This window comes from Stenotrophomonas sp. YJH_SMC_19 (assembly GCF_059367915.1).
The window spans coordinates 90,245-114,023 of sequence record NZ_JCAFRI010000002.1 but is presented as its reverse complement, the minus strand read 5'-3'; the positions used below and the strand labels follow the sequence as shown (position 1 = coordinate 114,023).

The window sequence follows — 23,779 nt, the reverse complement described above, 5'->3', positions numbered from 1 at the left end:
CTTCCACAGGTGTCCCGCGCATGACCCGTTCCCTTCGCCGCTCTGCCACCCTCGCGCTTCTCCTGTCTGGCCTCGCGGTTGCGCCGCTGGCCCTGGCCCATCCCAGCCTGGTGCGTTCGACGCCGGCCGCCGACGCCACCATAGCCCCGGCGACCGAGATCACGCTGCAGCTCAGTGAGAAGGTGATGCCGCGTGCCACCCGCATCGAACTGAGCATGGACCATGGCCGCATGAAGATGGCCATGCCCACCACCGCGCAGGACCTCTCCGAAGATGGGCACACGCTGCGTGCGCGCTTCGCCAAGCCGCTGCCCGCCGGCAGCTACGCACTGCAATGGCGCGCGGTCGGCCAGGACAGCCACCCGATCACCGGCAACTACCGCTTCACCGTGAAGTAAGGTCGCCGCCGTGGCCGAGCTCTCGCCGTATGCGCTGCGGCTGGCGCTGTACCTGGTGCTGATGCTGCTGTTCGGGCGGCTGCTGTTCGTCCGCCCCGGACTGCCGCGCAGCATCTCGCTGACGCTCGCCGTGGTTGCGCTCATCCTGGTCGTCATCGATGCAGTAAACCGGTTGTCCGGCGTGCTTGGCATCCCGGCAGCCGACATCGACCCAGCAACGGCGCACTGGTTCCTCACCGGCACGCCGGTGGGTAAGGCCGGCCTGCTGCGCACCGTGGCAGTGCTGGCGATGCTGCCCCTGCTGGCATCCGTTACGCCGCTGCGGGGCCTGCGCCGCCTGGCGCTGCTCGCGTTGTCCGCCACCGCCCTGGCCAGCCTGTCCTGGAACGGGCATGCCGCCGCCGGTGATGGATTCGGCGGCACCTTGCGGCTGACGGCCGGCATCGTGCATCTGCTCGCCGCCGGCGCCTGGGTCGGCGCGATCGCCGCCATCCTGCAGCTGGCGCTGCGTCCACAGGGCCTGCGCCTGCGCGAACGTACCCGCGAACTGTGGCAGGCCGCGCACTGCTTCGCCGTGCCTGGCACGATCATCGTCGCCCTGTTGGCGATGACCGGCACCTATACCTATGTCGATCTCGGCGGTTCCATACAGACCCTGACCGGCGCCGCGCACGGACGCTGGCTGCTGCTCAAACTCGCCCTGGTCGGTGGCATGCTGGGCCTGGCCGCGCTGCATCGCTGGCGGCTGGTGCCGGCGCTGGCGGTCTCCATCCGTGGCGGCTGGCAACCCAGGCCGCTGCGCTCGCTCCGCCAAAGCCTGGCCTGCGAATCGCTGCTGGCGCTGCTGGTGCTGGCCTGCGTCGCGGTGCTTGGCACGCTGGACCCACTGGCATGATCAATCCGTTCCGGTACGGGCCCAAGCTGCGATGATGGGCGCATCATGAAACTGCTGATCGTCGAAGACGAACCCAAGACCGGCAACTACCTGCGCCAAGGGCTGATCGAGGCCGGCTACGTGGTCGATCTCGCCTGCAACGGCGTCGACGGGCTGCACCTGGCCGGCAGCGGCGAGTACCAGCTGGTCATCCTCGACGTGATGCTGCCCGGCCTGGATGGCTGGAACGTGCTGTCGCGGCTGCGCGAGGCCGGCTGGCAGGTGCCGGTACTGTTCCTGACCGCGCGCAGCAGCATCGCCGACCGCGTGCAGGGCCTTGAGCTGGGCGCCGACGACTACCTGGCCAAGCCATTCGCCTTCGCCGAGCTGCTGGCGCGGGTACGCACCCTGCTGCGTCGCGGCCAGGCGCAGCCGCAGGCCGAGCGCATCGTCATCGCCGACCTGGTGGTGGACACCCTGCGCCGCCGGGTTGAACGCGGCGGCCAGCGCATCACCCTCAGCCAGAAGGAATACACCCTGCTGGAGCTGCTGGCGCGCCGACGTGGCGAAGTGCTGCCGCGCTCGTTGATCGCTTCGCAGGTGTGGGACATGAATTTCGACAGCGACACCAACGTGATCGACGTGGCGATCCGCCGCCTGCGCGCGAAGATCGACGATGACTTCGATGCCAAGCTGATCGTCACCGTGCGCGGCATGGGCTATGTGCTGGAGGCGCCGGACGACGGTGCAGTGCACAGCGGATGAGCCTGCGCCGTTCCATCGCGGTGCGGCTGACGCTGCTGTTCGCCATCGTGGCCACGCTGGTGCTGGCCGCGTTGGGCGTGGCGATCTATGTCAGTGCCCGCCACGACCTGGTCGCCCAGGACTTCGTCGAACTGGAAAACAAGGTCGCGTTGATCCGTGACCTCGCCGATAACGGACCTGCGTCCACACGCGCGAAGCGCTTGGCAGAGGCGCTGGGCCATCATCCGGAAATCGCCTTCCACGTTGTTGATGGGCGTGGCGCGGTGCTGTTCTCGACCGCACCGGCGCTGCTGCGCGAGCATGCACGCGGCCAGCCGATCGACGCCGCGCCACGGCGGCACGACTGGATCCTCGCCGATGGCCGCTGCATGCATGCCCTGCACCTGCGCCAGACCCTGGCCGACGGCAGCCCGCTGGTCACCCTGCTGGCCATCGATGACGACCGCCATGCCGATTTCCTGCAGCGCTTTCGCCACCTGCTGGCGATCGCGATCATCGGCGCCGCGGTGGCCAGCAGCCTGCTCGGCGGTTATGTGGTGCGGCGTACGCTACGGCCGCTGCGCACGCTGGCCGATGAGGCCAGGCAGATCACCGCCGGTCGCCTGCAGCGCCGCCTGAGCGCGCGCAGTGCACCGGCCGAACTGGAGCAGTTGGCGGAGACCCTCAACGGCATGCTGGCACGCCTGCAGCAGGACTTCGCGCGGCTGACCGAGTTCTCCGGTGATCTCGCCCACGAGTTGCGCACCCCGATCACCAACATGCTGACCCAGGTGCAGGTGGTGCTGGCGCACCCGCGCAGCAACGAGGCCTACCGCGAGACGCTGGCGTCGTGTGCCGAAGAACTGCAGCAGCTGGCGCAGACCGTGGGCGACCTGCTGTACCTGGCGCAGGCCGAGGCGCCGGGCGCGCTTCCCTCACGCGAGCCGGTGGCGCTGGATGGGGTGGTGGATTCGCTGCTCGAGTTCTACGACCTGCTGGCCGAGGACCGGAAGTTGACCCTGCGCCGCGACGGTGTGGCGAGCGTGGAAGGCAACCGCCTGATGCTGCACCGTGCGATCGCCAACCTGCTGTCCAACGCGTTGAAGCACGCAGCCGTGGGCAGCGAAGTACGGGTGCGGCTGCTCGAGGCTGATGGCGTGTGCAGGGTCAGCGTGCACAACCTTGGCACGCCGATTGCCGCCGAAGCGCTGCCGCGCCTGTTCGATCGCTTCTACCGCGGCGAGCGCGGCCGCCACGAAGGTGCCGGACTGGGGCTGGCGATCACCCGCGCGATTGCACAGGCCCATGGCGGTAGTGTGAGTGTTGTGTCGGATGACACCGGCACCGTGTTCGAGCTGGTGCTGCCGGGCGCTGCCGCCCGGTAGTGCCGGCCGCTGGCCGGCACCCCTGGTACATCAAGCGCATTGCAGTTGCCGGCCAGCGGCCGGCACTACCCAGCGCGCGCGCCCCTGGTCGGTAGTGCCGGCCGCTGGCCGGCAACCCCGGTCTGCTCGAACACCCCGGCCACCCAGTCGATGAACACCCGCAAGCGTGGCGACGGCGTGCGGTTGCGCGGGTAGACCAGGCTCAACGGGCTTGGCGTCGGCGGCGTCTCGGGCAACAGCTCAACCAGCTGCCCGCGCGCGATATACGGGTCCATCCGGTAGCGCGGCGCCTGGATGATGCCCAGGCCCGCCAACGCGGCCCCAAGGAATGCATCCGCGCCGGAAACACGCACCCGCGCCTGCAGCGGCACGTAGCGCAGCTGTCCCGCCTGTTGGAACTCCAGGGGGATCAGCTGGCCAGTGGCGGTGGATCGGTAGCCGACCATCTGATGGCCTTGCTCCAGCGATTCAATGGTATCGGGCAGGCCGTGCGCCTGCACATAACCCGGAGCGGCCACCGTGACCTCGCGCAGCATCGTCAACCGGCGCGCCGCCAGATCGCTGTCGGCCAGCGTCCCCACCCGCAACGCCGCATCCACGCCTTCGCGCAGCAGGTCGACATAGCGGTCGCCTTCACTGACGTCCAGCTCGATCTCCGGGTAGCGCTGCAGGAACTCCGGCAGGTGCGGAAACAGCAGGTGCCGGCCCAGCGTGCCATGCACTTCAATGCGCAACGGGCCACGTGGCGGGGCATCACGGAACGCTGCCTCGGCATCGTCCATGTCGGCGATCAGGCGCAGGCAACGGCCATAGAAGGCCTCGCCTTCCGGCGTCGGCACCACCAGCCGGGTGGTCCGGTGCAGCAGGCGCACGCCCAGCCGCTGTTCCAGCGCCTTGATCGCGTCGGTCACCGTGGCCCGCGGCAGGCCCAGGTCCTCGGAGGCCCGGGTGAAGCTGCGGCGCTCGACGATACGGACGAAGGCGCGCATGGCCGTGAAACGATCCATTGTTCGGCTGTCCGGATGATGTTGACGGATTATGCAGGATTATCCGAAAAGGCAATGTCGCGAAGATGGCCCTGCGCCACTCCGGCGCGCCCGCTGGAACCGACCATGACCCTCTCCCCCGCCCGCTCTGTCGCCCTGGTCACCGGCGGTTCCCGTGGCATCGGCGCCGCCATCTCCCGCCGCCTGGCCGCCGATGGCCACGCGCTCGCGATCAACTATGCGGGCCGCCGCGACGACGCCGAAGCATTGGCGGCCGAACTCAACGCGGCCGGCGCGCAGGCCATCGCGCTGCAGGCCGATGTCGCCGATCCGCAGGCGGTGCGGCAGCTGTTCGATGCCATCGAGGCGCGCTTCGGCGGTATAGACGTAGTGGTGAACAGTGCCGGCGTGTTGCAGCTGGCACCATTGGCCGATACCGACGACGCCCTGTTCGAGAGGGTGATCGGGATCAACCTGAAAGGCGCCTTCAACGTGCTGCGCGAGAGCGCGCGACGGGTGCGCGACGGTGGCCGCCTGATCACCCTATCCACCAGCGTGGTCGGCATCAGACTGGAGAACTACAGCGTGTACGCAGCCAGCAAGGCGGCGGTGGAGACGATGGGCGCGATCCTCAGCAAGGAGCTGCGCGGGCGCAACATCACCGTGAATGCAGTGGCGCCCGGCCCGACCGCCACCGACCTGTTCCTGGACGGAAAGTCGCCGGAGCTGATCGAGCGGCTGGCGAAGATGAACCCTCTGGAGCGACTGGGTACGCCAGAGGACATCGCCGGCGCGGTGGCGTTCCTGGCCGGTGCCGATGGCGGGTGGATCAACGGTCAGGTCCTGCGCGCCAATGGCGGGATGGTGTAGGCCGTGGCCATCGCACACCGGTAGTCGCCCACCTTGGTGGGCGCTTCGCCGTCTGCCAACCAAGGTTGGCCTCTACCGGGCGGAGAGCCGGATATCGCCGTCAGCCCGTGCGGGCCTCGCGGCGGTGATGCACCCAGTAGTACAGCGTGGGCAGTACCAGCAGGGTCAGCAGCATCGCCGACAGCAGGCCACCGATCACCACCACCGCCAGCGGCTTCTGGGTCTCGGCGCCAATGGCATGCGAGGTCGCCATCGGCAGCAGGCCGAACATCGCCAGCAGTGCGGTCATCAGCACCGTGCGCAGGCGCTGCAGCGAGCCCTGCACCACCGACTGCAGCAGGTCCATGCCCTGCTCGCGCAGCTGGGCGAAGCGGCTGAGCATCACCACCCCGTTCAAGACCGCCTGCCCGAACAACGCGATGAAGCCGATCGCCGCCGACACCGACAGTGGAATCCCAGTCAACCACAGGGCGAGAATGCCGCCGATCATCGCCAGTGGCACGTTGGCCAGGATCAGCGCGGCGCTGCTGATGTCCTTGAAGGCATCGAACAGCAACACGAAGATGATCAGCACCGACAGCGGGATCACCCAGCCCAGCCGCTTCATCGCACGCTGCTGGTTCTCGAACTCACCGGACCATTCCAGCCGGTAGCCTTCCGGCAACTGCACGCTGGCGTCCACGCGCTTGCGCATGTCGGCCACCACGCTGCCCATGTCACGCCCGGCGATGAAGATGCTCACCGCCTTGACCCGCTGTGCATTCTCGCGCGAGATGTTGATCGCACCGCTGGCCATGCGGAAGTCGGCCACCTCGGACAACGTCACCGTGTGGCCATCGCCGATGCCGACCGGCACCGTGCGCAGCCGTTGCAGGTCGCGGTCGGCATCGTCCAGGCGCAGCGTGATCGGAAACCTGCGGTCACCCTCCCACAACTCGCCGACCTGGCGCCCGCCCAGTGCGGTCTCGATCACCTCGTCGATGTCGCGGACGTTCAAGCCATAGCGCGCAGCACGGTCGCGGTCGATTTCGATCTGCAGCTGCGGCAGTGAGCCGTCACGGTCGATGAAGGCACTCTCCACGCCCTCCACGCTACGCACCTGGCCCAGGATCGCCTGCGCCTGCTGGTTGAGTACGTCCAGATCCGAGCCACTGACCTTGATCACCACCTGGCCCTTGATCTGCGAGATGCTCTCCAGGATGTTGTCGCGCACCGGCTGCGAGATCGAGAACTCCGGCCCTGGAATGCGCTGCTCCAGCGTGCGCTGCAGGTCGCTGACCAGCTGCCGCTTGTCCACGCCCTTCGGCCATTCCTTCTCCGGCTTCAACGCCACCAGCGCCTCGATCTGGTTCGCGCCCTTGGCATCGGAGCCGTCTTCCGGGCGCCCCAGTTTGGCCACCACCGTCGATACCTGCGGGAACGTGCCGACCAGCTCACGGATGCGCCGCGACTGCTGCTGCGCCTCGGCCAGGCTGGTGCTGGGGTCAAGCGTGGCGGTCAGCCAGATCGAGCCCTCGTCCAGCTCGGGCAGGAACTCCGAACCCAGCCGCGTGCCCAGCGCCAGCGTACCGACCAGCAGCGCAACCGCGGTCAGTACCACCGCACGCGGGCGGGCCAGAGCGCGCTCCAGGATCGGCCGGTACCAGCCGGTCAGGCGGTCCATCAGCGGATTGCCGTCGCGCATGCGGTCGCGCCGCAGCCACCAGTAGCAGAACAACGGCACCACGGTCAGCGCCAGGATCAAGGCACCGATCAACGCCGAGGTCACCGAATAAGCCATCGGCGCGAACATGCGGCCCTCCTGGCGCTGCAGGGTGAAGATCGGAATGTGTGCGGCGATGATGATCAGCATCGAGAAAAACGTCGGCCGCCCCACTTCCGATGCGGCTGAAAGAATGGTCGAGAACCGTGTCTTCCGGTCGGCCGCAGGGGGCAGCTTCGACAATCGCGAGACGATGTGCTCGGTCACGATCACCGCGCCATCGATGATGATGCCGAAGTCCATCGCACCCAACGACAGCAGGTTGGCCGGCACGCCCCACAGGTGCAGGCCGAGGAAGGTCGACAGCAGCGCAAGCGGCATCATCGCCGCCACGATCAGTGCGGCGCGGGCGTTGTACAGGAACAGCCACAGCACCAGGAACACCAGCACCGCGCCTTCCAGCAGGTTGCTGAAGACGGTTTTCAGCGTGGTCGAGACCAGCCACGAGCGGTCGTAGAACGGCTCGATGCTGACCCCGTGCGGCAGCTGGTTGGCCTCGATCTCGGCGATGCGCGCATGCAGGGCGTCGAGCACGTCGGACGGATTCTCGCCCTTGCGCATCAGCACCATGCCGAACACCGCATCGTCATTGCCGTCCTGGCCGACCAGGCCCTGCCGGGGCAGGCCGGTGTCGGCGATGCCGGCCAGGTCGCGCACCAGGATCGGCGTGCCCCCGCGCTGCTCCACGACCACGTTGCCGATGTCGGCGGGCGAACGCATCAGGCCCACGCCGCGGATCAGGAACTGCTGCTGGCCGCGCTCCACATAGCCGCCGCCTGCATTGGAGCTGCCCTTCTCCAGCGCTTCGGCGAATTCACCGAGGCTGATGCCGCGGTCACGCAGCTTGTCCAGGTCCGGCTTGACCTGGAAAGTACGCGCGAAGCCGCCGAAGCTGATCACATCGGCCACCCCGGGTACGGTGCGCAGACTGCGCTCCATCGTCCATTCCTGCACGGTGCGCAGCTGGGTTGGCGTCATGTGCGGGCCTTTCAGCACATAGCGGTAGATCTCACCTACCGCCGAGCTCATCGCCTCCAGTTCCGGGGTCACCCCTTCCGGCAGCTCCACCCCCTGCAGGCGCTCCAGCACCTGCTGGCGCGCGAAATAGTCGTCGGCCTTGTCGTCGAAGGTCAGGATGATCATCGACAGGCCGAACTGGGTATGCGAGAACACCCGCACCGAATGCGGAATGCCGGACAAGGCCACTTCCAGCGGCATCGTAACTTCGCGTTCCACCTCTTCGGCGGCCCGGCCGGGGTGCAGCGACACCACCGTCACCTGGGTATCGGACACATCCGGAAAGGCCTCCACCGGCAGCACGCGGAACGCGGCAATGCCAGCGCCGATGAACAACAGCAGCGCCAGCATCACCATCAGCGGCTGGCGCAGGCAATAGGCAATCAGGCGATCGATCATGGGGCCGCGTGCCCCGTGCCGGTGCTGGCGGCGGCTGGCGCGCTGTCGACCAGCTGCTGCAACAGCAGGCCGCCCTCGACCACCACCCTGCTGCCCGCAGCCAGCCCTTCACGCACCCACAGGCGGCCATCGCCCAGTTCCTCGGCATGCACGGCATGGCGCACGTAGCGTCCCTTGTCCTCCTCCACGAACACCACCTGCTTGCCGTCGATCAGCAGCACGGCCGCATCGGGCAGCGAGACACCGCCCTCGGCCGGCAACGCCACCTGGGCGCGCACGTACTGCCCCGCCTTGAAGCCGCGTGCGCGGTTGTCCAGCTCCGCGCGCGCCTGCACCACGCGCCGTTCGCTGTCGACGAAGTCATCCACGTGCTGCAGGGTCGCCTGCAGCAGTTGGCCATCGGCACCAGGTACGCTCGCCTGCATGCCCGCCTTCATGCGTCCGGCCAGGCTCTCGGGAACATCCAGCAGCAACCACAGGCGGTCCGGATCGCCAATCACCGCCAATGGCTGTTCGCTGTCCGGGCTGACCGACATGCCCGGGCTCATCCGCCGCTCCACCAGCACGCCATCAATGGGCGCGCGCAGCGGCAGGCGCTGGTCGACGCGCTGGCCGTTGCCATATGCCTTGGCGAAGGCGGTTGCACGCGCATGATCGGCCTGGCTGCCGGCGAAGTTGGCCTCGGCCTCGTCCAGTTCGCGGCCCGACGCCACACCCGCCGCATGCAGCTCGCGGGTGCGCTCCAGCTCCCTGCGCGCCTGCTGCAGCTCGGCGCCGCCACGCACGCCCTCCGCCTGGGCCTGGCCGAACTCGGGCGAGGTGATCCAGGCAATCACTTGGCCGGCCTTCACTTTCTGGCCCGGCTGCGCCTCGATGCGCGCCACCTGCCCCGGCAACGGCGTGCGCAGTGCACTGGAACGGGTCTCGTCCCAGACCACCCGGCCCGGCAGCTGCAGGGTGGCGCTGGCGCCGGCGGTCACCGCCTCGCTGCGCAGCACGTCCAGCTGGCGGCTGCCGGCAGGAAACTGGATCTGGCCGGCACTGATCTGCGGCGCATCCTCGGTGTAGGACGCCGGCTCACGGCCGCAGCCGACCAGCAGGGCCAGCGCCAGCAAGGCCGGCAGCACGCCGTGTCGCGCCCGCGGGCGATGGGCGACGGGGGACTTCATCGGGACTCTCCTTCAGCAACGGATGTGGCCGCTTCCCAGCGCGCCAGGGCAATGGCATGGTCGGTGCGCGCCTCGATCAGCGCGGCCTCGAACTCGCGCCAGCTGCGGCGCGCATCCAGCAGATCGGTCAGGCTGGCGGCGCCGCACCGGTACGCCAGTTCGATGCCCTGCACCGCCTTGCGTGCGGCGTCGGACTGCAGTCCCTCATAGTCGCTGCGGCGCTGTGCGGCGGACTGCGCGCTGGCCTGCAGCTGGTCCAGCTCGGCGCGTGCTTCGCGCTGCAGTACCTGCAGCTCCAGCGCGGCGCTGTCACGGTCGGCCTCGGCACGCTGGATCGCGCCGCGTGCACGTGACGGGCCGCCGAGCGGAATGGTCAATGACACACCCCAGGTGACGCCGCTGATGTCGGTCGGCTCGCGCTCGGCCTCCACACCCAGCTGGATGTCGCGATGGCGCTCACTGCGCGCCAGTGCCACACCGGCGTCGGCCGCGGCCAGGCGCGAACGTGCCGCGCGCAGATCGGCACGCTGCTGCGGGTCGAACGCACGCGTATCGACCCTGCCCGCGGGGTCTGGCCACGGATCATCGGCGCTGAGGTCGTGGCTGTCGTCGCGGCCGAGCAGCAGCCCCAGCGCATGCCGTGCATCGCGCAGATCCAGGGCCGCCTCGCGCGCCGCGTCGGCTACGGCGAGATCGTCCACCGCCAGCCGCGCGCGATCCACCGGTGCCATCGCCCCTGTCGCGACCTGCCTGTCCGCCGCCGCCATCTGCTCGGCCGAACTCTGGCGGTTGGCCTCGGCAATCTGCGCCCGCTCCTGCGCGCCCTTCAGGCCGAAATAGGTTTCATGCAGCGCCACTTGCTGGCGGCGCCGGGTATCGAGCATCTCCAGCCCGGCCACTTCCAGCAGCGCGTCGGCCTGGCGGATGCGCAGTGCGCGCTTGCCACCACGTTCCCAGGTCCAGCCCAGGCCCACGGTGCTGTCCACCCGCTTGTCCTGCCAGCGCCCAGGGCCGATACCATGCTTGGGGCTGATCTTGCTGGTGCCGATCGACAGCTCGGTGGCCGGGCGCAATGCCGCCGTCTGCGCATCGCCCTGCACACCGCGCAGCTCCAGTGCGGCCGCGCGCAGGTCCGGGTTGTGTGCTTCCATTGCGCGCTGCGCTTCCTGCAGGGACAGCGCCGAAGCCGCAGGCGCGCACAGAAGCGTGGCCAGCACAGCCGCAAGACGAGAGGAGAAATTCATGCACGTCACGGTAAGGTGATGCACTTGCGCCAAACTTGCCCCAACCTTGCACGAAGCTTGCAATGCGAATCCTGCTGATCGAAGACGACGCCGCTCTGGCCGATGGACTGATCCGCGCCCTGCAGGGTGCCGGTCATCTGTGCGACCACCTCTCGCGTGGACTGCACGCGCCGGCGGCATTGGCCAGCGCACCGTATGACGTGATGGTGCTGGACCTTTCATTGCCCGACGTCGATGGCCTGGACCTGCTCTCGCGCCTGCGCAACGACGGCGCCACCCTGCCGGTGCTGATCCTGACCGCACGCGATGGCGTGGAGGACCGCATCCTCGGCCTTGACCGGGGTGGCGATGATTACCTGGCCAAGCCATTCGCACTGGGTGAGCTGGAAGCCCGCCTGCGTGCATTGTCACGCCGCCGAAGCGATGCACCGGCGCAGAAGCGATTGGGCCGGTTGTGCTTCGACAGCATCCGCAATGAAGTGCAGGTGGACGGCCAGCGCATCGAGCTGACTGCGCGTGAGCTGTCGCTGGTCGATGCACTGATGCAGCATCCCGGCCGCACCGTTACCAAGCAGCGCCTGTTCGACGCGCTGTACAGCTGGGACCACGACGCCAACCTGTCGGTGATCGAGGTCCACGTCAGCCGCCTGCGCCGCAAGCTGGAACAGGCGCGCGCCGGCGTCGGCATCCGCATGCTGCGTGGGCTTGGATACCGGCTGGAGGCCGTGGGTGACTGAGCGCGTGCACAGCCTGCGTGGCCTGCTGCTCAGGCGCCTTTGGCTACCGCTGCTGGTACTGCTGCTGTGCAGCGCAGTGGGTTCATTTGCGCTGGCCCGGTTCTATGCCGGCCAGGTCTACGACCGCTGGCTGCTGGATTCGGCGATGTCGTTGTCCGAGCTGGTGACGGTGCAGGATGGTCGCGCTTCGATCGAGATCACCCCGGCCGTCTCGCGCATGTTCAGCTGGGACACCGCCGACGAAGTGCATGGCGAGGTAGTCGATGCCGAGGGTGGGCGTCTGTATGGCGACCTGCCCGAAGCCCTGCCCCGCCCTGCAATCGCAGCGGGAAATGATGACGACGCCATCTACTACGATGCACGTGTGCGTGGTCAACCGGTGCGCATGGTCGAAGTGGTGGTCAGCGCCGGACCGGGCCATGACATCCGGCTGCGCGTGGCTGAGACGCTTCGCAAACGCCACCGGCTGGAGCGCAAGCTGCTGCTGACCAGCGTTCCCTTCCAGGCCGCGATCCTGGCATTGGCGGCGTGGCTGGCGTGGTCCGGTACAGGCGCTGCCGCTCGCCATGCCAACCTGGTTGCGCGGAAGCTGGCCAGCCCGCGGCCGGATCCGTTGGCACCGTTGGACCCTGCGCAGGAGGCACCGCGCGAACTGTGGCCGGCGGTGGAGGCCTACAACGCGCTGCTGCAGCGTCTGGACGCGATGCAGGATGCGCAGCGGCGCTTTGTCAGTAATGCCGCGCACCAGCTGCGCACGCCCTTGGCGGCGATGCAGGTGGAACTGGAGAGTTCATTGCGCCAGCACGACCCGCAGGCCCAGCAGCTGGCGCTGTCCGGCACGCTGGCCGGACTGGCCCGCTTGCAGCATCTGGTCAACCAGCTGCTGATGCTCAGCCGCTCGGAAGATCCGCATGGCAGTGCACTGCCACTGCAACCGGTGGACCTGGCTGCGTTGGCACGCGGCGTGGTGGAGCGCTACGCCGACCGTGCGTTGGCGGCGGGCGTTGACCTGGGCTACGAGGGGCCAGACGACGGCGTGCAGGTACAGGGCGATCCGCAGCTGCTGCGCGAAGCGTTGGGCAACCTGCTGGACAACGCGCTGCGCTACGGTGCCGTGCCCGGCGTAATCACCCTCGGAGTTCGGCAGGAGGCCGAAGGCGTGCAGGCATGGGTTGACGATGACGGCGCCGGCATTGCCGAAGCCGAACGCACGCGCGTCACGGAACGCTTCTACCGGGCCAGCAGCGAAGGCGATGGCTGCGGGCTGGGGTTGGCGATTGTGGCCGAGATCGCGCAGCGACATGGCGCGATCCTGATGATTGATACCGCCCCGATCGGTGGCGCGCGGGTGGGGTTGCGGTTCCGTTTCCGCTGACGTGCCGCGTGCCAACCAAGGTTGGCACCCACCCAAGGCACATCGGCCTGCGGATTCCGGTAGACGGCCACCTTGGTGGGCACCGTTGACCTCCCGCGTGCCAACCAAGGTTGGCACCTACCAGGTGCGGGGCAATGACGGCGGCAATGCGGCGCCGCCCCGCATCACCGGCTCATCGAGTACGGTGCCTGCGCGCCCTGCGCCGGCCAGTCCTTGTTCGGCTCGGCCTGCATGCTGAAGCGCAGCTCGCCACCGGCCAGGATCTCATCGTGGCGCAGGAAGGTGCGCTGCAGCGGCTTGCCGTTGAGGCTCACGTTGCCCACATAGGTGTGCTTGTCATCCAGGCCATCGGCCACGATGGTGAACGTCTTGCCGTTGGGCAGGCGCATCGCGGTCTTCGGCAGGAACGGGCGGCCGAGGATGTACTCGCCCGAGCCCGGTGCCACCGGGTAGAAGCCCAGCGCGGTGAACACATACCACGCCGACATCTGGCCGACGTCATCGTTGCCGGCCAGGCCATCCGGACGGTCGGCGTACTGGGTGTCCATGATCTGCTTCAGGCGCGCCTGGGTGCGCCACGGCTGGCCAGCGTACGAGTACAGGTAGGCCACATGGTGGCTGGGTTCGTTGCCATGTGCATACCAGCCGATCAGCCCGGTGATGTCTTCCATGTGCTCGAAGATGGACGGATCCACCTTGGCGTTGAACACCTCGTCCAGGCGCGCGAGCAGCTTGTCGCTGCCACCGTGCGCTGCCGCCAGGCCGGGCACGTCCTGCGGCACATACCAGGAATACTGCCAGGCGTTGCCCTCGGTGTAGTCGGTACCGTAGCCACTGGCGCTGGGGTCGAACGGGGTGCGGAAACTGCCGTCGCGCTTGCGTGCGCGCATGAAGCCGGTGTCCTTGTCGAACGCATTGCGCCAGTTGGCCGCGCGCTTGTCGAAGGTCGCCGCGATATCGCCCTTGCCCATCGCCTGCGCCATGCGTGCGATGGTCCAGTCATCGAAGGCGTATTCCAGCGTCTTGCTGGCCGCTTCACCTTCCTCGTCGATCGGTACGTAGCCCAGCTCGCGGTACTGTGCGATACCGTCATAGGGGCCGTAATTGGCGGTCTCGACCATCGCCTTCAGCGCCTTGTCGGCGTCGAAGCCACGAATGCCCTTCACATAGGCGTCGGCGATCACCGGCACGGCGTGATAGCCGATCATGCACCAGTCTTCCAGGCCATGGAACGACCACACCGGCAGCATGCCGTAGGGGCTGTGCTCATGGTGGGCCAGCATCGAATTGACGAAGTCGCTGTTGCGCTTCTCCGGCTGCACCAGGGTCAGCAACGGATGCAACGCACGGTAGGTATCCCACAGCGAGAACGTCGAATAGTTCGTGAAACCATCGGCCTTGTGCACGGCATTGTCCGAACCGCGATACTGGCCATCGGCATCCATGAACAGCGTCGGCCCCAACAGTGTGTGGTACAGCGCGGTATAGGCGCTGCGGCGAGCGTGCTCGGGTGCATCGATATCAAGCACCGACAGCGCCTGCGTCCATTCCTGTTTCGCCTGCGCACGCACGCGGTCGAAATCGAAGTCGGCCACTTCCGCGTCGAGGTTGGCAATGGCGCCGGCCTCGCTGACCGGCGAGATGGCAACCTTGACCACCAGCGGAGCGTCCAGCTTGCCGAATGCGAAGGTACCGACCAGCTGACGGCCCTCGATCTGTGTGCGCTGGGACGGATCCTTCTCGCCCGGCGGCGGGAAGCCCTTGTAGACGATGTCCTGCTCGGTGTTGTGCAGCTCATGCCCGGCCAGCGGGCGCGAGAAGCGCATCGCGAAATACAGCTGGCGGCCCGGCGCCCAGCCGCGCGTCTCGCGGAAGCCGGTCACCGTGCCGTCGGCACGCACCCGCACCCGCGACCACAACACCTTGCCCGGGTAGTCGTACATGCTGGTGCGCATGTCCAGCAGCACCTTGGCGTCGGTGCCCTTGGGGAACGCATAGCGATGCACGCCCACGCGGGTACTGGTGGTCAGCTCGGCACGCACCTTGTAATCGTCCAACGTGACCGCGTAGTAGCCCGGCTCCGCTTTCTCGTCATCATGGCGGAAGCGCGAGGCATAGCCGCTGCGCGGCTTCTCGGGATCGCCACGCTCCAGGCCGGGACTGCCGGTGAACGGCATCAGCAGGATGTCGCCCAGATCGGAATGGCCAGTGCCGGAAAAATGGGTGTGCGAGAAGCCGACGATGCTGCTGTCGTCGTAGCGGTAGCCGGCCGCCCAACCGTAGGCCTTCTCGCGCGGCTGGATACGCGTATCCGGGCTGAGCTGGACCATGCCGAACGGTACCGTCGCACCCGGATAGGTGTGACCTTCGCCACCGGTGCCGATGAACGGGTCCACCGATGCATAGGCCTTGTCGGCGGCGGTTCTGGCAGGCGCGGCCGAAGCCAGGCCGGAAGCGAGCATCGCCGTGGCGGCGACAGCGATCAGGAGACGACGGTCCAGCGTGGGCATCGGCATTTGGATCGATTCAGGTGATAGCCGGATGCTAGCACCGGGCCTGTCACGCCGCATGCTGCAGTGCGACTGCCCCGCGTGCCACGCCCGGTTCACTCCTCAATCGGGAAGCGCGCCCTGCAACGACATGAGGTCCGCGCTGTCCAGCGGCCTCACCACCCGCGCGACCTCGTCTCCATCGTGCAGCAGCAGCACCGTCGGCCACAGCTTCACTTTGAACGCTCGGCCCAGAGGCCTGCCCTTGCCATCCTCGATCTTCCAGTGCGGCAGATCGTTCGCTTCGACAAAGGCCTGCAACGCGGGCTGCGCGGCCTGGCAGTGGCCACACCAGGGCGCGCCAAACTCGAGAAGCAGCCAGCCGACCTGCGCCTCCACATCGAAGCGGTCGGGCTCCGCCGACAGGTGATCGCGCATGAATGGCATCCGCGCTACGCCGCCAGCGCCTTCTGGATATCCGCCAACGGTGCGTTGGTCAGGTCCTTGGCGATGTCGCCCAGCAGGCGGGCCTGGGTTTCCTTGTGCAGCAGCGGACGGATGCGTCCCAGCGTGGCCGGATCAGCGATCAACACCAGGTGTGCATAGCGGTTCTTCAACGCATCCTCATTGAGCTGTTCCGCCACCTGCTTGGCGAACGTCGCCTCGTTGAGCTGGGATACCGACATGTCCTTCGGCACTGCACCCGCAGGCCCCTGCCCGGATACACCCTGCTCGCTGATGTCCTGCAGGCGCAGTTCGCCTTCCTGCTTCAAGGCCAGCTGGTGATCGCTGCCGACATTGGTGAATACACGGGCCGAACCGCCATCGGCGACAACCACAAGCGTACCTTCGGGAATGCGACGGGTCATGCGATGCTCCTTCTCTGTTGCGTTCGCCCACAACGTAGAGGGCGGCATGTGAGCAGCACGACCAGATTCCGTTCAACGCACGTCATCATTGCTTTGCAGATGAACAGGCATGATGGAACACAGCGTGCAGACAACTGCGCTTCGCTGCACGCTCACGCGCGTGCCGTTATGATGAACGGATGATCGACACGACCCACTACGTGACGGGCGCACCTGTTACGTGGAAAGCACTGCCGACCGGCGCTCCGCTTGCCACGCATGTTCCTGCTCCGCCCATCCATCGCCTCGCGCTGGATCCTGGCGGATGACGCCCGCAGGCACTTCGCCTGCATCCCCCGCATCGCTGTGATTCCCGGCCGCTGACCGCGCGGCCGTCGTGATCCCGTTGCCGTGCTTCCGCCGACACGGCGGTGCCACGCCGTGCGCTTGCATCCACGCATGCCGCCGTTTTCTCCATTTCAAACCTCCCAGGGAGCCCCCATGCAGGACACACCCGAGGCACATGCCCATTTCGGCTGGTTCAAGCGCCGCCGTCACCTGAAGGTCGATGAGATCACCGTTGTCGACACGCCCATGCTCAAGCGCGCCGTCGGTGCCGCCGCGCTGGGCAATGCCATGGAGTGGTTCGACTTCGGTGTCTACGGCTACCTGGCCGTCACCATCGGCCAGGTGTTCTTCCCGTCCAGCAACCCCACCGCACAGGTGATCGCCGCCTTCGCCACCTTTACCGTGGCGTTCCTGGTGCGTCCGCTCGGCGGCCTTGTGTTCGGCCCGCTCGGCGACCGTTATGGGCGCCAGAAAGTGCTGGCGTTCACCATGATCCTGATGGCGCTGGGCACGTTTGCGATCGGCCTGATTCCGTCCTACGAGCGCATCGGCATCTGGGCGCCGGTGCTGTTGCTGCTGGCGCGCGTGGTGCAGGGCTTCTCCACCGGTGGCGAGTACGGCGGTGCGGCCACCTTCATCGCCGAGTATTCCACCGACCGCAACCGTGGGTTGATGGGCAGCTGGCTGGAGTTCGGCACGCTGGGCGGCTACATCGCAGGCGCCGGTACCGTCACTGCGCTGCACATGCTGCTGAGCAGCGAGCAGATGCTGGACTGGGGCTGGCGCATTCCATTCCTGGTGGCCGGCCCGTTGGGCCTGCTCGGCCTGTACATGCGCATGAAGCTGGAGGAAACCCCGGCGTTCCGCGCGTTCGCCGAAGAAGCCGAGAAGCGCGAGCACGACCGGCCGGGGCTGGGCGCACTGTTCCAGGTGCATGGTCGCCAACTGCTGGTGTGCATGGGCCTGGTGCTGGTGTTCAACGTCACCGACTACATGCTGCTGACCTACATGCCCAGCTACCTCAGCGTCACCATGGGCTATGCCGAGAGCAAGGGCCTGCTGCTGATCATCATCGTGATGCTGGTGATGATGCCGCTGAACATCGTCGGCGGGTTGTTCAGTGACAGGCTGGGCCGCCGACCGATGATCATTGGTGCCTGCATCGCGCTGCTGGTGCTGGCGATTCCGTGCCTGCTGCTGGTCGGCAGCGGCAACGACGGGCTGATCTTCCTTGGCCTGATGCTGCTGGGCCTGGCACTGGTGTGCTTCACCAGTTCGATGCCGTCCACGCTGCCGGCGCTGTTCTATACGCCGGTGCGCTACAGCGCGCTGTCGATCGCGTTCAACGTGTCGGTGTCGCTGTTCGGTGGCACCACGCCACTGGTGACCGCGTGGCTGGTGGAACGTACCGGCGACCCGCTGGTGCCGGCCTATTACCTGATGGGCGCGGCGGTGATCGGGCTGGTGACCATGCTGTTCGTGAAGGAGACCGCCGGCCTGCCGCTGCGTGGCTCACCGCCGGCAGTGGGCAGCGACAGGGAAGCCGCTGCGTTGTTGAAGAGCGATGTACCGGTAACGGTGGACCCGACCTTGCCACCACTGCCGGAGGCTGCGGAGCCTGAGCAGGTGAAGCCGGCCTGAGGCTGGCCGTAGAACGCGGTCTCCGCTTGGCGTGGACCTACGGGGCCAGTGGCGCCGGGCGAGTACGCCCGGCGCCACTGGCGCTATTTCTTGATGTGACTCAGCTTCCCCGGCGTCCAACGCAGCGTCCATGTGTAGTTTCCGTCCGGCGGACAGACGTGGCGGTTCGGGCTCTTCCATTCGCAGACCGTCGCCCCGGCACTGACAGTGAAATCGACAACGATGCGATCACCCTGGATGCGGATGGCACGGATGGCGCCTGGAATCTGTTCAGCCGCGTCGTCAGCATAGCCATACCTGCGGATGGCGGCATAGTCCTCTGCTTCCACCGGCGACAGGCTGTTCGGGTTCTCCTGGCCGCGCGGATCGTTTGCCGTCAGCGCCGTCATCACCGCAACAACGTTGCTTTGGGCGAAGCTGCCGCCGGAATAGTCGGACGTGTAGAAATACACGACCTCGGCACGGCCATCGCCATCGAGATCGGCAACAGCGGTCCAAACCGGGCGGAAGTCGGATTCAATGTCGCCGCCGGGAATCAGCCGCAGGTTGGCTTCGGCGGCGTGGAAGGCCTGCACCAGGCTGGGCGGCGATGGTCGCTTGGCTGCAGGCGACGCGGCCATCGTCGGCATGCAGGACAGCGCGAGCGCGGCAAGCACCAGGCAGATAGAACTGAAGCGGAACGTCGCAGGTCCGTGCATGTCATCCTCCTTGAGTGTGCGGTCAGTCTAACCGCAGCTCCGGTGGCAGTCGTACACGGCGCGGTTTCGCGCGATGTGTGAAAGGTATCCACATATGGCGTGGCTCTAATCCGAGGTGTTCAATTCCATCGCACGCATCACGATGGGCTTGGCCCAATCCGGCGTATGCAGCAGCTCGGCCACCGAGACCGGGTACTGCAGCTGGCCATGCGCCATTGCCAGCACCGGCAGCGGCTCGACGCAGCCGTCGGCGTCGGCGGGAGCGCTGTTGTCGTAGACATGCAGCTCGGCCAGGTGTGGCAGCAGGTCCAGCAGGTTCTCGCGCGCCGAATCGAAGCGGGCGTGGATCTTCTCCACCGGAATATCGTGGCCACCGGCCGCTACCCGCGCAGCGACGCGGGCGATGTGCAGCTCGACGCTGGACAGGCCGCAGAACCATACCGCCACATGATGCTGCTCACAGGCCTCGCGCAGCAGGCCTGGAATGGTGTTGCCGCCCAGCGTGGTCTCGAAGGCGAAGTCCGTGCCATCAGCCATGGCCTGGCGCAGGCGGCGGGTGCCTTCCTGCCAGGCCTCCGCATTGGCATCGGGCAGCGGCCAGCCGGCCTCCACCAGGCGCCGGGTGAACGAATCTGGGTTGAACCAGCCCAGCCCTTCGGCTTCCAGCCAGGTACCCAGCAGCGAACTCTTGCCGGCGCCATTGACGCCGGCAAGCACCAGGATCCGCCCCATCGGTCAGAGCGGACGGCCGAGGGTGACCTTGCGACCGCGGCGGATCGGCTGGCCCAGCACCTTGCCCAGCCCCTCCCCGCGCTGCAGGCTGGCCAGCGTCTGGTCAAACTCACCGCGCAGGCGCAGCAGTTCTTCGCTGCGCTCACCGGCATCGCCGCCAGCGGCCTTGGCCAGCAGTTCCTGGTAGGTGCGGATGTCCACGATCACCGCTTCGGGGTGGTTGTGGTTGGTGATGACCAGCGCCTGCTTCTCGCGCACGGTGCGCATCAGGCTCGGCCAGCCACGGGTCTTCACCGACGACGCGGGGGCCTTTTCGAGGCCAGGCAGATCCAGCGGCAGGGTCATGGCACGGCTCCAGACGGGGACAGTTGAGGCCATTATGCCCAATTTGGCCCAATTGGGAATAAATGGACTTTTACCTGCCGGAACCGCCCGCCGCCGCGCCGGGAGCATCAGTCTGCAGCAGGCTGTCTCGCTCGCGCAGCGGAAAGCGGATCCAGGCGTCCAGGCCCTGCGGGCCAAAGCGCAGCTCGCCGCTGCCGGCGAGTTCGTAGGGCACGCGCTGCTCGATCAGCGCCCGGCCAAGGCCACGCTGCCGGGGCTGCTCCCAGTCCTCCACTTCGGCATGGCGCTCACACCAGTGCAGACCCAGCCATGGCTGGCCGGCCTGAACCTGCAGATCCCAGGTCACCTCGATCCGGCCATCCTCATGGGTCAGTGCGCCATGCCGCAGGGCATTGCTCGCCAGCTCGTGGATCGCCAGGGACAGTACTTCGGCCGCCTTCGGCGGCAGCAGCACATCCTCGCCCTGCAGGCGGTAGGCCGCCGCTGCCGGCGTCTGCGCCGAGATCTCCTCATCGAGCATGCCACGCAGGCAGACCCCGGCATTGGCGCCGCGGGTCAGCAGGCTCTGCGTGCGCGCCAGCGACATCAGTCGCCCGCACAACCGTTCAGCGTATTCATCCACGCTGCTGACCGACTCGCGGGTCCGCCAGGCAATGGCATGGATGGTGGACATGATGTTGCGCACCCGGTGCTGCAGTTCGGCCAGCAATACAGACTGGCGCTCGGTGGCACGCTTGAGATCGTCGATGTCCACGGCGATGGCAAATACGCCGCTGACCTCACCGTCGCCATCGCGCAGGGGCGCGGCCGCGACCCGGGTCCAGCGCGCGCGCCCATCGTCATGCAGATACTGGAACTCCAGCCCCGGCACCACGGTCTCGCCGCGCATCGCACGGGCGATGGCGAAATCCTCCGGCCCGATGGCGCTGCCGTCCGCATGCCAGCCACGCCAGCGATGCAGGTTCACCTCATCCGTGGAGGGCACCTTGCCGCTGGGCAGGTAGGCACGCATCTGGTCGTTGGACAGCTGCAGGCGCCCTTCGGTGTCGACAATGCAGACGCCCACGGGCAGCACCTTGAAGGCCAATGCCAGGCGCCGGTCCGCCTCCCGCCGCTTCTGCTCTTCGCGCTCGCGTGCCGATTGGGCCACATGCGCCGCTGTGGTCTCGAACATGGTCACGAGCACGCCGTTGATGCGCCCTTCCTCGCCACGGATCGGGCTGTAGGTAATGGTGAACCAGACATCCTCCAACCGCCCGCGTCGCGCCAGGGGATAGAGTTTGTCCTCGTAGGTGATGGTTTCGCCCTGCCAGACGCGCTGGTAGATGGGCCCATTGATATGCCAGACCTCGGGCCAGCACTCGCGGGTCGGCTGGCCGAGCCCGCCGGGATGCTTGTCGGCCAGAATCTCGGCATAGCCATCGTTGTAGAGCTGCACCAGCTGCTCACCCCACAGCACGATCATCGGGAAACCATGGGCCAGCATCAGGTCGACGGTGGCGCGCAGGTGGGGCGGCCACTGCTCGCAGGCACCCAACGGCGTGGATGACCAGTCGTGGCGGGCGATGCGCGCGGCCATGCCATCGTGGCGCACATGCAGCTGCGGTGCAGGTGGCATCTGGCCACGCAGCTTGGCGGCGTGGATGTCTTCAGGACGGCGCGACATGCCGCGCAATCAGGCAATGCCCGCAGAGACCTGCGGCGCCGCCACCAGCGCGGCCAGCTGCTGCACCAGCGCTTCGATGTGATAAGGCTTGGTACAGCGCGGCGCGCTGGCAAAGCGGCTGGGCAGGTTGTCGTCGTAACCGGAGGTCAGCAGGAAGGGGATACCCGTCTCGGCCAGCCGATCGGCCAGCGGATAGACCTGCTCACCGCCCAGGTTGATGTCCAGCAATGCCACATCGATGGGATGGGTATCGACCAGCCGCCCCAGCGCCTCCAGGTCACCGGCAGGCCCCACCACCTGTGCGCCTTTCAGCTCCAGATAGTCGACCAGAAACATCGCGATGGCGAATTCATCCTCCGCCACCAGTACACGCAGCCCTTTCAGGCCCTCTGGTTTGTTGCCCGCTTCCAGCACGACCGGCGCTCCTCGATACACGCGGCCCAGCTCTGCCGCAACACCCGAAGGATGCGCGAAACGGGCTACAAGAGCGCGTGATGATGAATGAAGATCGCGGCCACGGCGCGTTCACCGTGGCAGCGCAGCGGCGCGTTCAGAAGGCCCGTTCCCATTTCAGGCTGAGCAGGCTGCGGTCGTGGCTGTACAGCCAGCCGACGTTGCTGTCGATGCGCGCGTAGCGCAGGCTCAGGCTGGGCACCAGCCCGGCCACCGCCAAGCGCTCGCTGCGCACGACAGCAATCAGGTTCTGTTCGCTGTCCTCACGCCGCGCCTCCAGCAGCGGGCTCCACGCATCGTAGTCGCGCTCGCGCAACGACACGAACACGGTGGCGGTGGTGCCCGTCCACTGGCGCGCCGCCCCCAGGCGCAGTCCACGCTGGCGGTAACCGTTGGCCGGATTGGCGGCGCGGCTGTCACTCAGGTCCAGCCCGGCAAAGAGGGTCCAGCGCGGGTTGAGCGCACGGAACCAGGTGGCATACACCGCGGCCAGCTCACCGTCGTAATTGGCGGCCAGGCCGCGCTGGCGATAGCGCTGGCGCTTCCAGTCGGCCTCCAGCCTGAGCAGGCTGCGCGCATCCAATGCATATTGCCATTCGCCATGCAGCCCGCTGCCGCCCTGCAGGGCCCGGTTGCCCAGGCTCTGGTAGTCATAGCTCGGCGCGATCTGCAGGGTATGCCGAGCGCTGCGCCAGCTATAGCCCGCCTGCACGCTCGCATTGAGCTCGTTGTAGGCGCTATGCCCGCGCCATGCCTGGCCGAACGCAAGCCCGCGCACATAGACGCCGTGATGACCGGCCAGTGCCCAGCGACGCTCCAGGTTGCCGTCGTAGTCCAGGCCCATGGCGCGCTGGGCATCGGGAAGATTGCGCTGGATGATGCAGGTGTCGCCCACTCCGAACAGGCAGGTGCGGCTGGCCGAGCTGCGGTTGATGTTGTCGCTCCATGCCGGGCCGGCTGCCAGCGCTCCTTTCCAACGCCTGCGCGCCTGCAGTGCGGCCAGGTAGGCGTCCACCCGTCCGCGTACACCTGCGGTAGTGGGGTCGTCGGCATTGATGCCACCGGCGATGGCCGTGAACAACGCCTCCGCATCGCGGTCGCGCTGGTCCTCGGCATGGACACGTGCAAGCTCAAGGCGGGCCGGCAGGAAATCCGGCTGCGCCGCCAGCAGTGCTTCGTACTCGTTGGCCGCGCGGTGGTGATTGCCGGCCACCCGCGCCAGGCCGCCCTGCGCGTAGTGGCGCAGCATCGGGTCGTGGCCGGGCAGTTCGATGTATTCGTCCAGGAAGCGCTGCGCTGCGCCCCATTGCTGATGCTGCAGCGACAGGTACAGCGCCTGGCCCAGATCGTCGACCGTGCGCTCCACGCGCAGGGTCTGACCGTCGATGGTGATGGTCGGTCGCGCCGACTCGGCCTGCTGCAGGCGCTGCTGGTCCTGCTGCTGGTGGCGCAGCTCGCTGCCCTGCTCCAGCACACGACGAAGATCATCCTGCTGGGCGCGCACATCGGCAGCCGCCAGCAACAGGATCACAAGGAAGATGGGATGGCGCATGGTCGATCCGTGGTGATGCATGCAGCGGGCCGAAGCAGGGACTGGCG

At 67.4% G+C, this 23,779-nt stretch carries 21 protein-coding genes; 8 read left to right on the top strand and 13 right to left on the bottom strand.

All coding sequences use genetic code 11. The features are described 5' to 3' along the window. Positions 1 to 20 precede the first annotated feature (20 nt). The 4 genes from copC to AC5P5R_RS03035 are packed head-to-tail and all read left to right on the top strand — an operon-like array spanning position 21 to position 3,401. Entirely contained in the window at positions 21 to 398 is a 378-nt protein-coding gene (copC, locus tag AC5P5R_RS03050; RefSeq protein ID WP_099498095.1) for a copper homeostasis periplasmic binding protein CopC, read from the top strand. Positions 399 to 408: 10 nt separating this feature from the next. Further along, positions 409 to 1,293: a copper homeostasis membrane protein CopD gene (copD, locus tag AC5P5R_RS03045; RefSeq protein ID WP_012480411.1), complete on the top strand. Its 885-nt coding sequence runs from the start codon at positions 409 to 411 to the stop codon at positions 1,291 to 1,293. A 45-nt stretch (positions 1,294 to 1,338) separates the two neighbouring features. Further along, positions 1,339 to 2,037 (top strand): heavy metal response regulator transcription factor, encoded by a 699-nt coding sequence (locus AC5P5R_RS03040; protein ID WP_012480412.1) that lies wholly within the window; start codon positions 1,339 to 1,341, stop codon positions 2,035 to 2,037. Further along, positions 2,034 to 3,401 (top strand): heavy metal sensor histidine kinase, encoded by a 1,368-nt coding sequence (locus tag AC5P5R_RS03035; RefSeq protein WP_012480413.1) that lies wholly within the window; start codon positions 2,034 to 2,036, stop codon positions 3,399 to 3,401. Before AC5P5R_RS03040 ends, AC5P5R_RS03035 begins: the two co-directional genes overlap by 4 nt. Before the next feature lie 65 nt (positions 3,402 to 3,466). Here the strand turns inward: AC5P5R_RS03035 and AC5P5R_RS03030 are convergent, their stop codons facing one another. Next, positions 3,467 to 4,408 carry a LysR family transcriptional regulator gene (locus AC5P5R_RS03030; protein WP_012480414.1) on the bottom strand — a complete coding sequence of 314 codons (942 nt, stop codon included), beginning with the start codon at positions 4,406 to 4,408 and terminating at the stop codon, positions 3,467 to 3,469. 105 nt (positions 4,409 to 4,513) lie between these two features. Between AC5P5R_RS03030 and AC5P5R_RS03025 the strand changes: the two genes are divergently transcribed. After that, entirely contained in the window at positions 4,514 to 5,257 is a 744-nt protein-coding gene (locus tag AC5P5R_RS03025; protein ID WP_049396096.1) for an SDR family oxidoreductase, read from the top strand. 100 nt (positions 5,258 to 5,357) lie between these two features. Here the strand turns inward: AC5P5R_RS03025 and AC5P5R_RS03020 are convergent, their stop codons facing one another. The 3 genes from AC5P5R_RS03020 to AC5P5R_RS03010 are packed head-to-tail and all read right to left on the bottom strand — an operon-like array spanning position 5,358 to position 10,848. Further along, on the bottom strand, positions 5,358 to 8,435 hold the full coding sequence (locus tag AC5P5R_RS03020; RefSeq protein ID WP_099562218.1) for an efflux RND transporter permease subunit: 3,078 nt from the start codon (positions 8,433 to 8,435) through the stop codon (positions 5,358 to 5,360). After that, complete coding sequence (locus tag AC5P5R_RS03015) at positions 8,432 to 9,604, bottom strand: efflux RND transporter periplasmic adaptor subunit (protein WP_012480417.1); 1,173 nt, start codon at positions 9,602 to 9,604, stop codon at positions 8,432 to 8,434. The genes AC5P5R_RS03020 and AC5P5R_RS03015 overlap by 4 nt, the downstream gene beginning before the upstream one ends. Continuing rightward, positions 9,601 to 10,848: a TolC family protein gene (locus AC5P5R_RS03010; RefSeq protein ID WP_012480418.1), complete on the bottom strand. Its 1,248-nt coding sequence runs from the start codon at positions 10,846 to 10,848 to the stop codon at positions 9,601 to 9,603. The genes AC5P5R_RS03015 and AC5P5R_RS03010 overlap by 4 nt, the downstream gene beginning before the upstream one ends. 62 nt (positions 10,849 to 10,910) lie before the next feature. Here AC5P5R_RS03010 and AC5P5R_RS03005 point away from each other — a divergent pair, with 62 nt between their 5' ends. After that, positions 10,911 to 11,585: a response regulator gene (locus AC5P5R_RS03005; RefSeq protein ID WP_099498093.1), complete on the top strand. Its 675-nt coding sequence runs from the start codon at positions 10,911 to 10,913 to the stop codon at positions 11,583 to 11,585. Then, positions 11,578 to 12,960, top strand: coding sequence for a sensor histidine kinase (locus AC5P5R_RS03000; RefSeq protein ID WP_043033336.1), 1,383 nt, complete (start codon positions 11,578 to 11,580; stop codon positions 12,958 to 12,960). Before AC5P5R_RS03005 ends, AC5P5R_RS03000 begins: the two co-directional genes overlap by 8 nt. 164 nt (positions 12,961 to 13,124) lie before the next feature. Here AC5P5R_RS03000 and AC5P5R_RS02995 read toward each other — a convergent pair whose 3' ends face one another. The 3 genes from AC5P5R_RS02995 to AC5P5R_RS02985 all read right to left on the bottom strand — a co-directional run bounded on the left by AC5P5R_RS02995 (position 13,125) and on the right by AC5P5R_RS02985 (position 16,318). Then, positions 13,125 to 15,476 carry a GH92 family glycosyl hydrolase gene (locus AC5P5R_RS02995; protein WP_164281633.1) on the bottom strand — a complete coding sequence of 784 codons (2,352 nt, stop codon included), beginning with the start codon at positions 15,474 to 15,476 and terminating at the stop codon, positions 13,125 to 13,127. A 96-nt stretch (positions 15,477 to 15,572) separates the two neighbouring features. Then, positions 15,573 to 15,896: a thioredoxin family protein gene (locus tag AC5P5R_RS02990; RefSeq protein WP_099498091.1), complete on the bottom strand. Its 324-nt coding sequence runs from the start codon at positions 15,894 to 15,896 to the stop codon at positions 15,573 to 15,575. Positions 15,897 to 15,901: 5 nt separating this feature from the next. Then, positions 15,902 to 16,318 carry a baeRF12 domain-containing protein gene (locus tag AC5P5R_RS02985; RefSeq protein ID WP_043033333.1) on the bottom strand — a complete coding sequence of 139 codons (417 nt, stop codon included), beginning with the start codon at positions 16,316 to 16,318 and terminating at the stop codon, positions 15,902 to 15,904. A gap of 480 nt (positions 16,319 to 16,798) precedes the next feature. On the opposite strand from AC5P5R_RS02985, the gene proP reads away from it, so the two are divergent. Next, entirely contained in the window at positions 16,799 to 18,286 is a 1,488-nt protein-coding gene (gene proP, locus AC5P5R_RS02980; RefSeq protein WP_043033332.1) for a glycine betaine/L-proline transporter ProP, read from the top strand. Positions 18,287 to 18,369: 83 nt separating this feature from the next. On the opposite strand, the gene AC5P5R_RS02975 is transcribed toward proP, so the two are convergent. The 6 genes from AC5P5R_RS02975 to AC5P5R_RS02950 form a co-directional block, all read right to left on the bottom strand. Further along, the gene (locus AC5P5R_RS02975; RefSeq protein WP_043033331.1) at positions 18,370 to 18,984 is read right to left on the bottom strand and encodes a hypothetical protein; all 615 of its coding nucleotides are present in this window, start codon (positions 18,982 to 18,984) and stop codon (positions 18,370 to 18,372) included. 105 nt (positions 18,985 to 19,089) lie between these two features. Further along, on the bottom strand, positions 19,090 to 19,716 hold the full coding sequence (locus tag AC5P5R_RS02970) for an ATPase (protein WP_033835046.1): 627 nt from the start codon (positions 19,714 to 19,716) through the stop codon (positions 19,090 to 19,092). A gap of 3 nt (positions 19,717 to 19,719) precedes the next feature. After that, entirely contained in the window at positions 19,720 to 20,061 is a 342-nt protein-coding gene (locus AC5P5R_RS02965) for a type II toxin-antitoxin system prevent-host-death family antitoxin (protein ID WP_005413623.1), read from the bottom strand. A gap of 70 nt (positions 20,062 to 20,131) precedes the next feature. Beyond that, positions 20,132 to 21,727 (bottom strand): sensor histidine kinase, encoded by a 1,596-nt coding sequence (locus AC5P5R_RS02960; protein ID WP_100438582.1) that lies wholly within the window; start codon positions 21,725 to 21,727, stop codon positions 20,132 to 20,134. Between the two features lie 9 nt (positions 21,728 to 21,736). Then, the gene (locus tag AC5P5R_RS02955) at positions 21,737 to 22,141 is read right to left on the bottom strand and encodes a response regulator (RefSeq protein WP_043033327.1); all 405 of its coding nucleotides are present in this window, start codon (positions 22,139 to 22,141) and stop codon (positions 21,737 to 21,739) included. Between the two features lie 136 nt (positions 22,142 to 22,277). Then, positions 22,278 to 23,732 (bottom strand): surface lipoprotein assembly modifier, encoded by a 1,455-nt coding sequence (locus AC5P5R_RS02950; protein ID WP_099498089.1) that lies wholly within the window; start codon positions 23,730 to 23,732, stop codon positions 22,278 to 22,280. Positions 23,733 to 23,779 lie beyond the last annotated feature (47 nt).

Bases quoted from the DNA above. Each gene is read 5' to 3' on its own strand.
- copC (WP_099498095.1), top strand. From the start codon at position 21: ATGACCCGTTCCCTTCGCCGCTCTGCCACCCTCGCGCTTCTCCTGTCT.
- AC5P5R_RS03040 (WP_012480412.1), top strand. From the start codon at position 1,339: ATGAAACTGCTGATCGTCGAAGACGAACCCAAGACCGGCAACTACCTG.
- AC5P5R_RS03035 (WP_012480413.1), top strand. From the start codon at position 2,034: ATGAGCCTGCGCCGTTCCATCGCGGTGCGGCTGACGCTGCTGTTCGCC.
- AC5P5R_RS03030 (WP_012480414.1), bottom strand. From the start codon at position 4,408: ATGGATCGTTTCACGGCCATGCGCGCCTTCGTCCGTATCGTCGAGCGC.
- AC5P5R_RS03025 (WP_049396096.1), top strand. From the start codon at position 4,514: ATGACCCTCTCCCCCGCCCGCTCTGTCGCCCTGGTCACCGGCGGTTCC.
- AC5P5R_RS03020 (WP_099562218.1), bottom strand. From the start codon at position 8,435: ATGATCGATCGCCTGATTGCCTATTGCCTGCGCCAGCCGCTGATGGTG.
- AC5P5R_RS03015 (WP_012480417.1), bottom strand. From the start codon at position 9,604: ATGAAGTCCCCCGTCGCCCATCGCCCGCGGGCGCGACACGGCGTGCTG.
- AC5P5R_RS03010 (WP_012480418.1), bottom strand. From the start codon at position 10,848: ATGAATTTCTCCTCTCGTCTTGCGGCTGTGCTGGCCACGCTTCTGTGC.
- AC5P5R_RS03005 (WP_099498093.1), top strand. From the start codon at position 10,911: ATGCGAATCCTGCTGATCGAAGACGACGCCGCTCTGGCCGATGGACTG.
- AC5P5R_RS02995 (WP_164281633.1), bottom strand. From the start codon at position 15,476: ATGCCGATGCCCACGCTGGACCGTCGTCTCCTGATCGCTGTCGCCGCC.
- AC5P5R_RS02990 (WP_099498091.1), bottom strand. From the start codon at position 15,896: ATGCCATTCATGCGCGATCACCTGTCGGCGGAGCCCGACCGCTTCGAT.
- AC5P5R_RS02985 (WP_043033333.1), bottom strand. From the start codon at position 16,318: ATGACCCGTCGCATTCCCGAAGGTACGCTTGTGGTTGTCGCCGATGGC.
- proP (WP_043033332.1), top strand. From the start codon at position 16,799: ATGCAGGACACACCCGAGGCACATGCCCATTTCGGCTGGTTCAAGCGC.
- AC5P5R_RS02975 (WP_043033331.1), bottom strand. From the start codon at position 18,984: ATGCACGGACCTGCGACGTTCCGCTTCAGTTCTATCTGCCTGGTGCTT.
- AC5P5R_RS02970 (WP_033835046.1), bottom strand. From the start codon at position 19,716: ATGGGGCGGATCCTGGTGCTTGCCGGCGTCAATGGCGCCGGCAAGAGT.
- AC5P5R_RS02965 (WP_005413623.1), bottom strand. From the start codon at position 20,061: ATGACCCTGCCGCTGGATCTGCCTGGCCTCGAAAAGGCCCCCGCGTCG.
- AC5P5R_RS02960 (WP_100438582.1), bottom strand. From the start codon at position 21,727: ATGTCGCGCCGTCCTGAAGACATCCACGCCGCCAAGCTGCGTGGCCAG.
- AC5P5R_RS02950 (WP_099498089.1), bottom strand. From the start codon at position 23,732: ATGCGCCATCCCATCTTCCTTGTGATCCTGTTGCTGGCGGCTGCCGAT.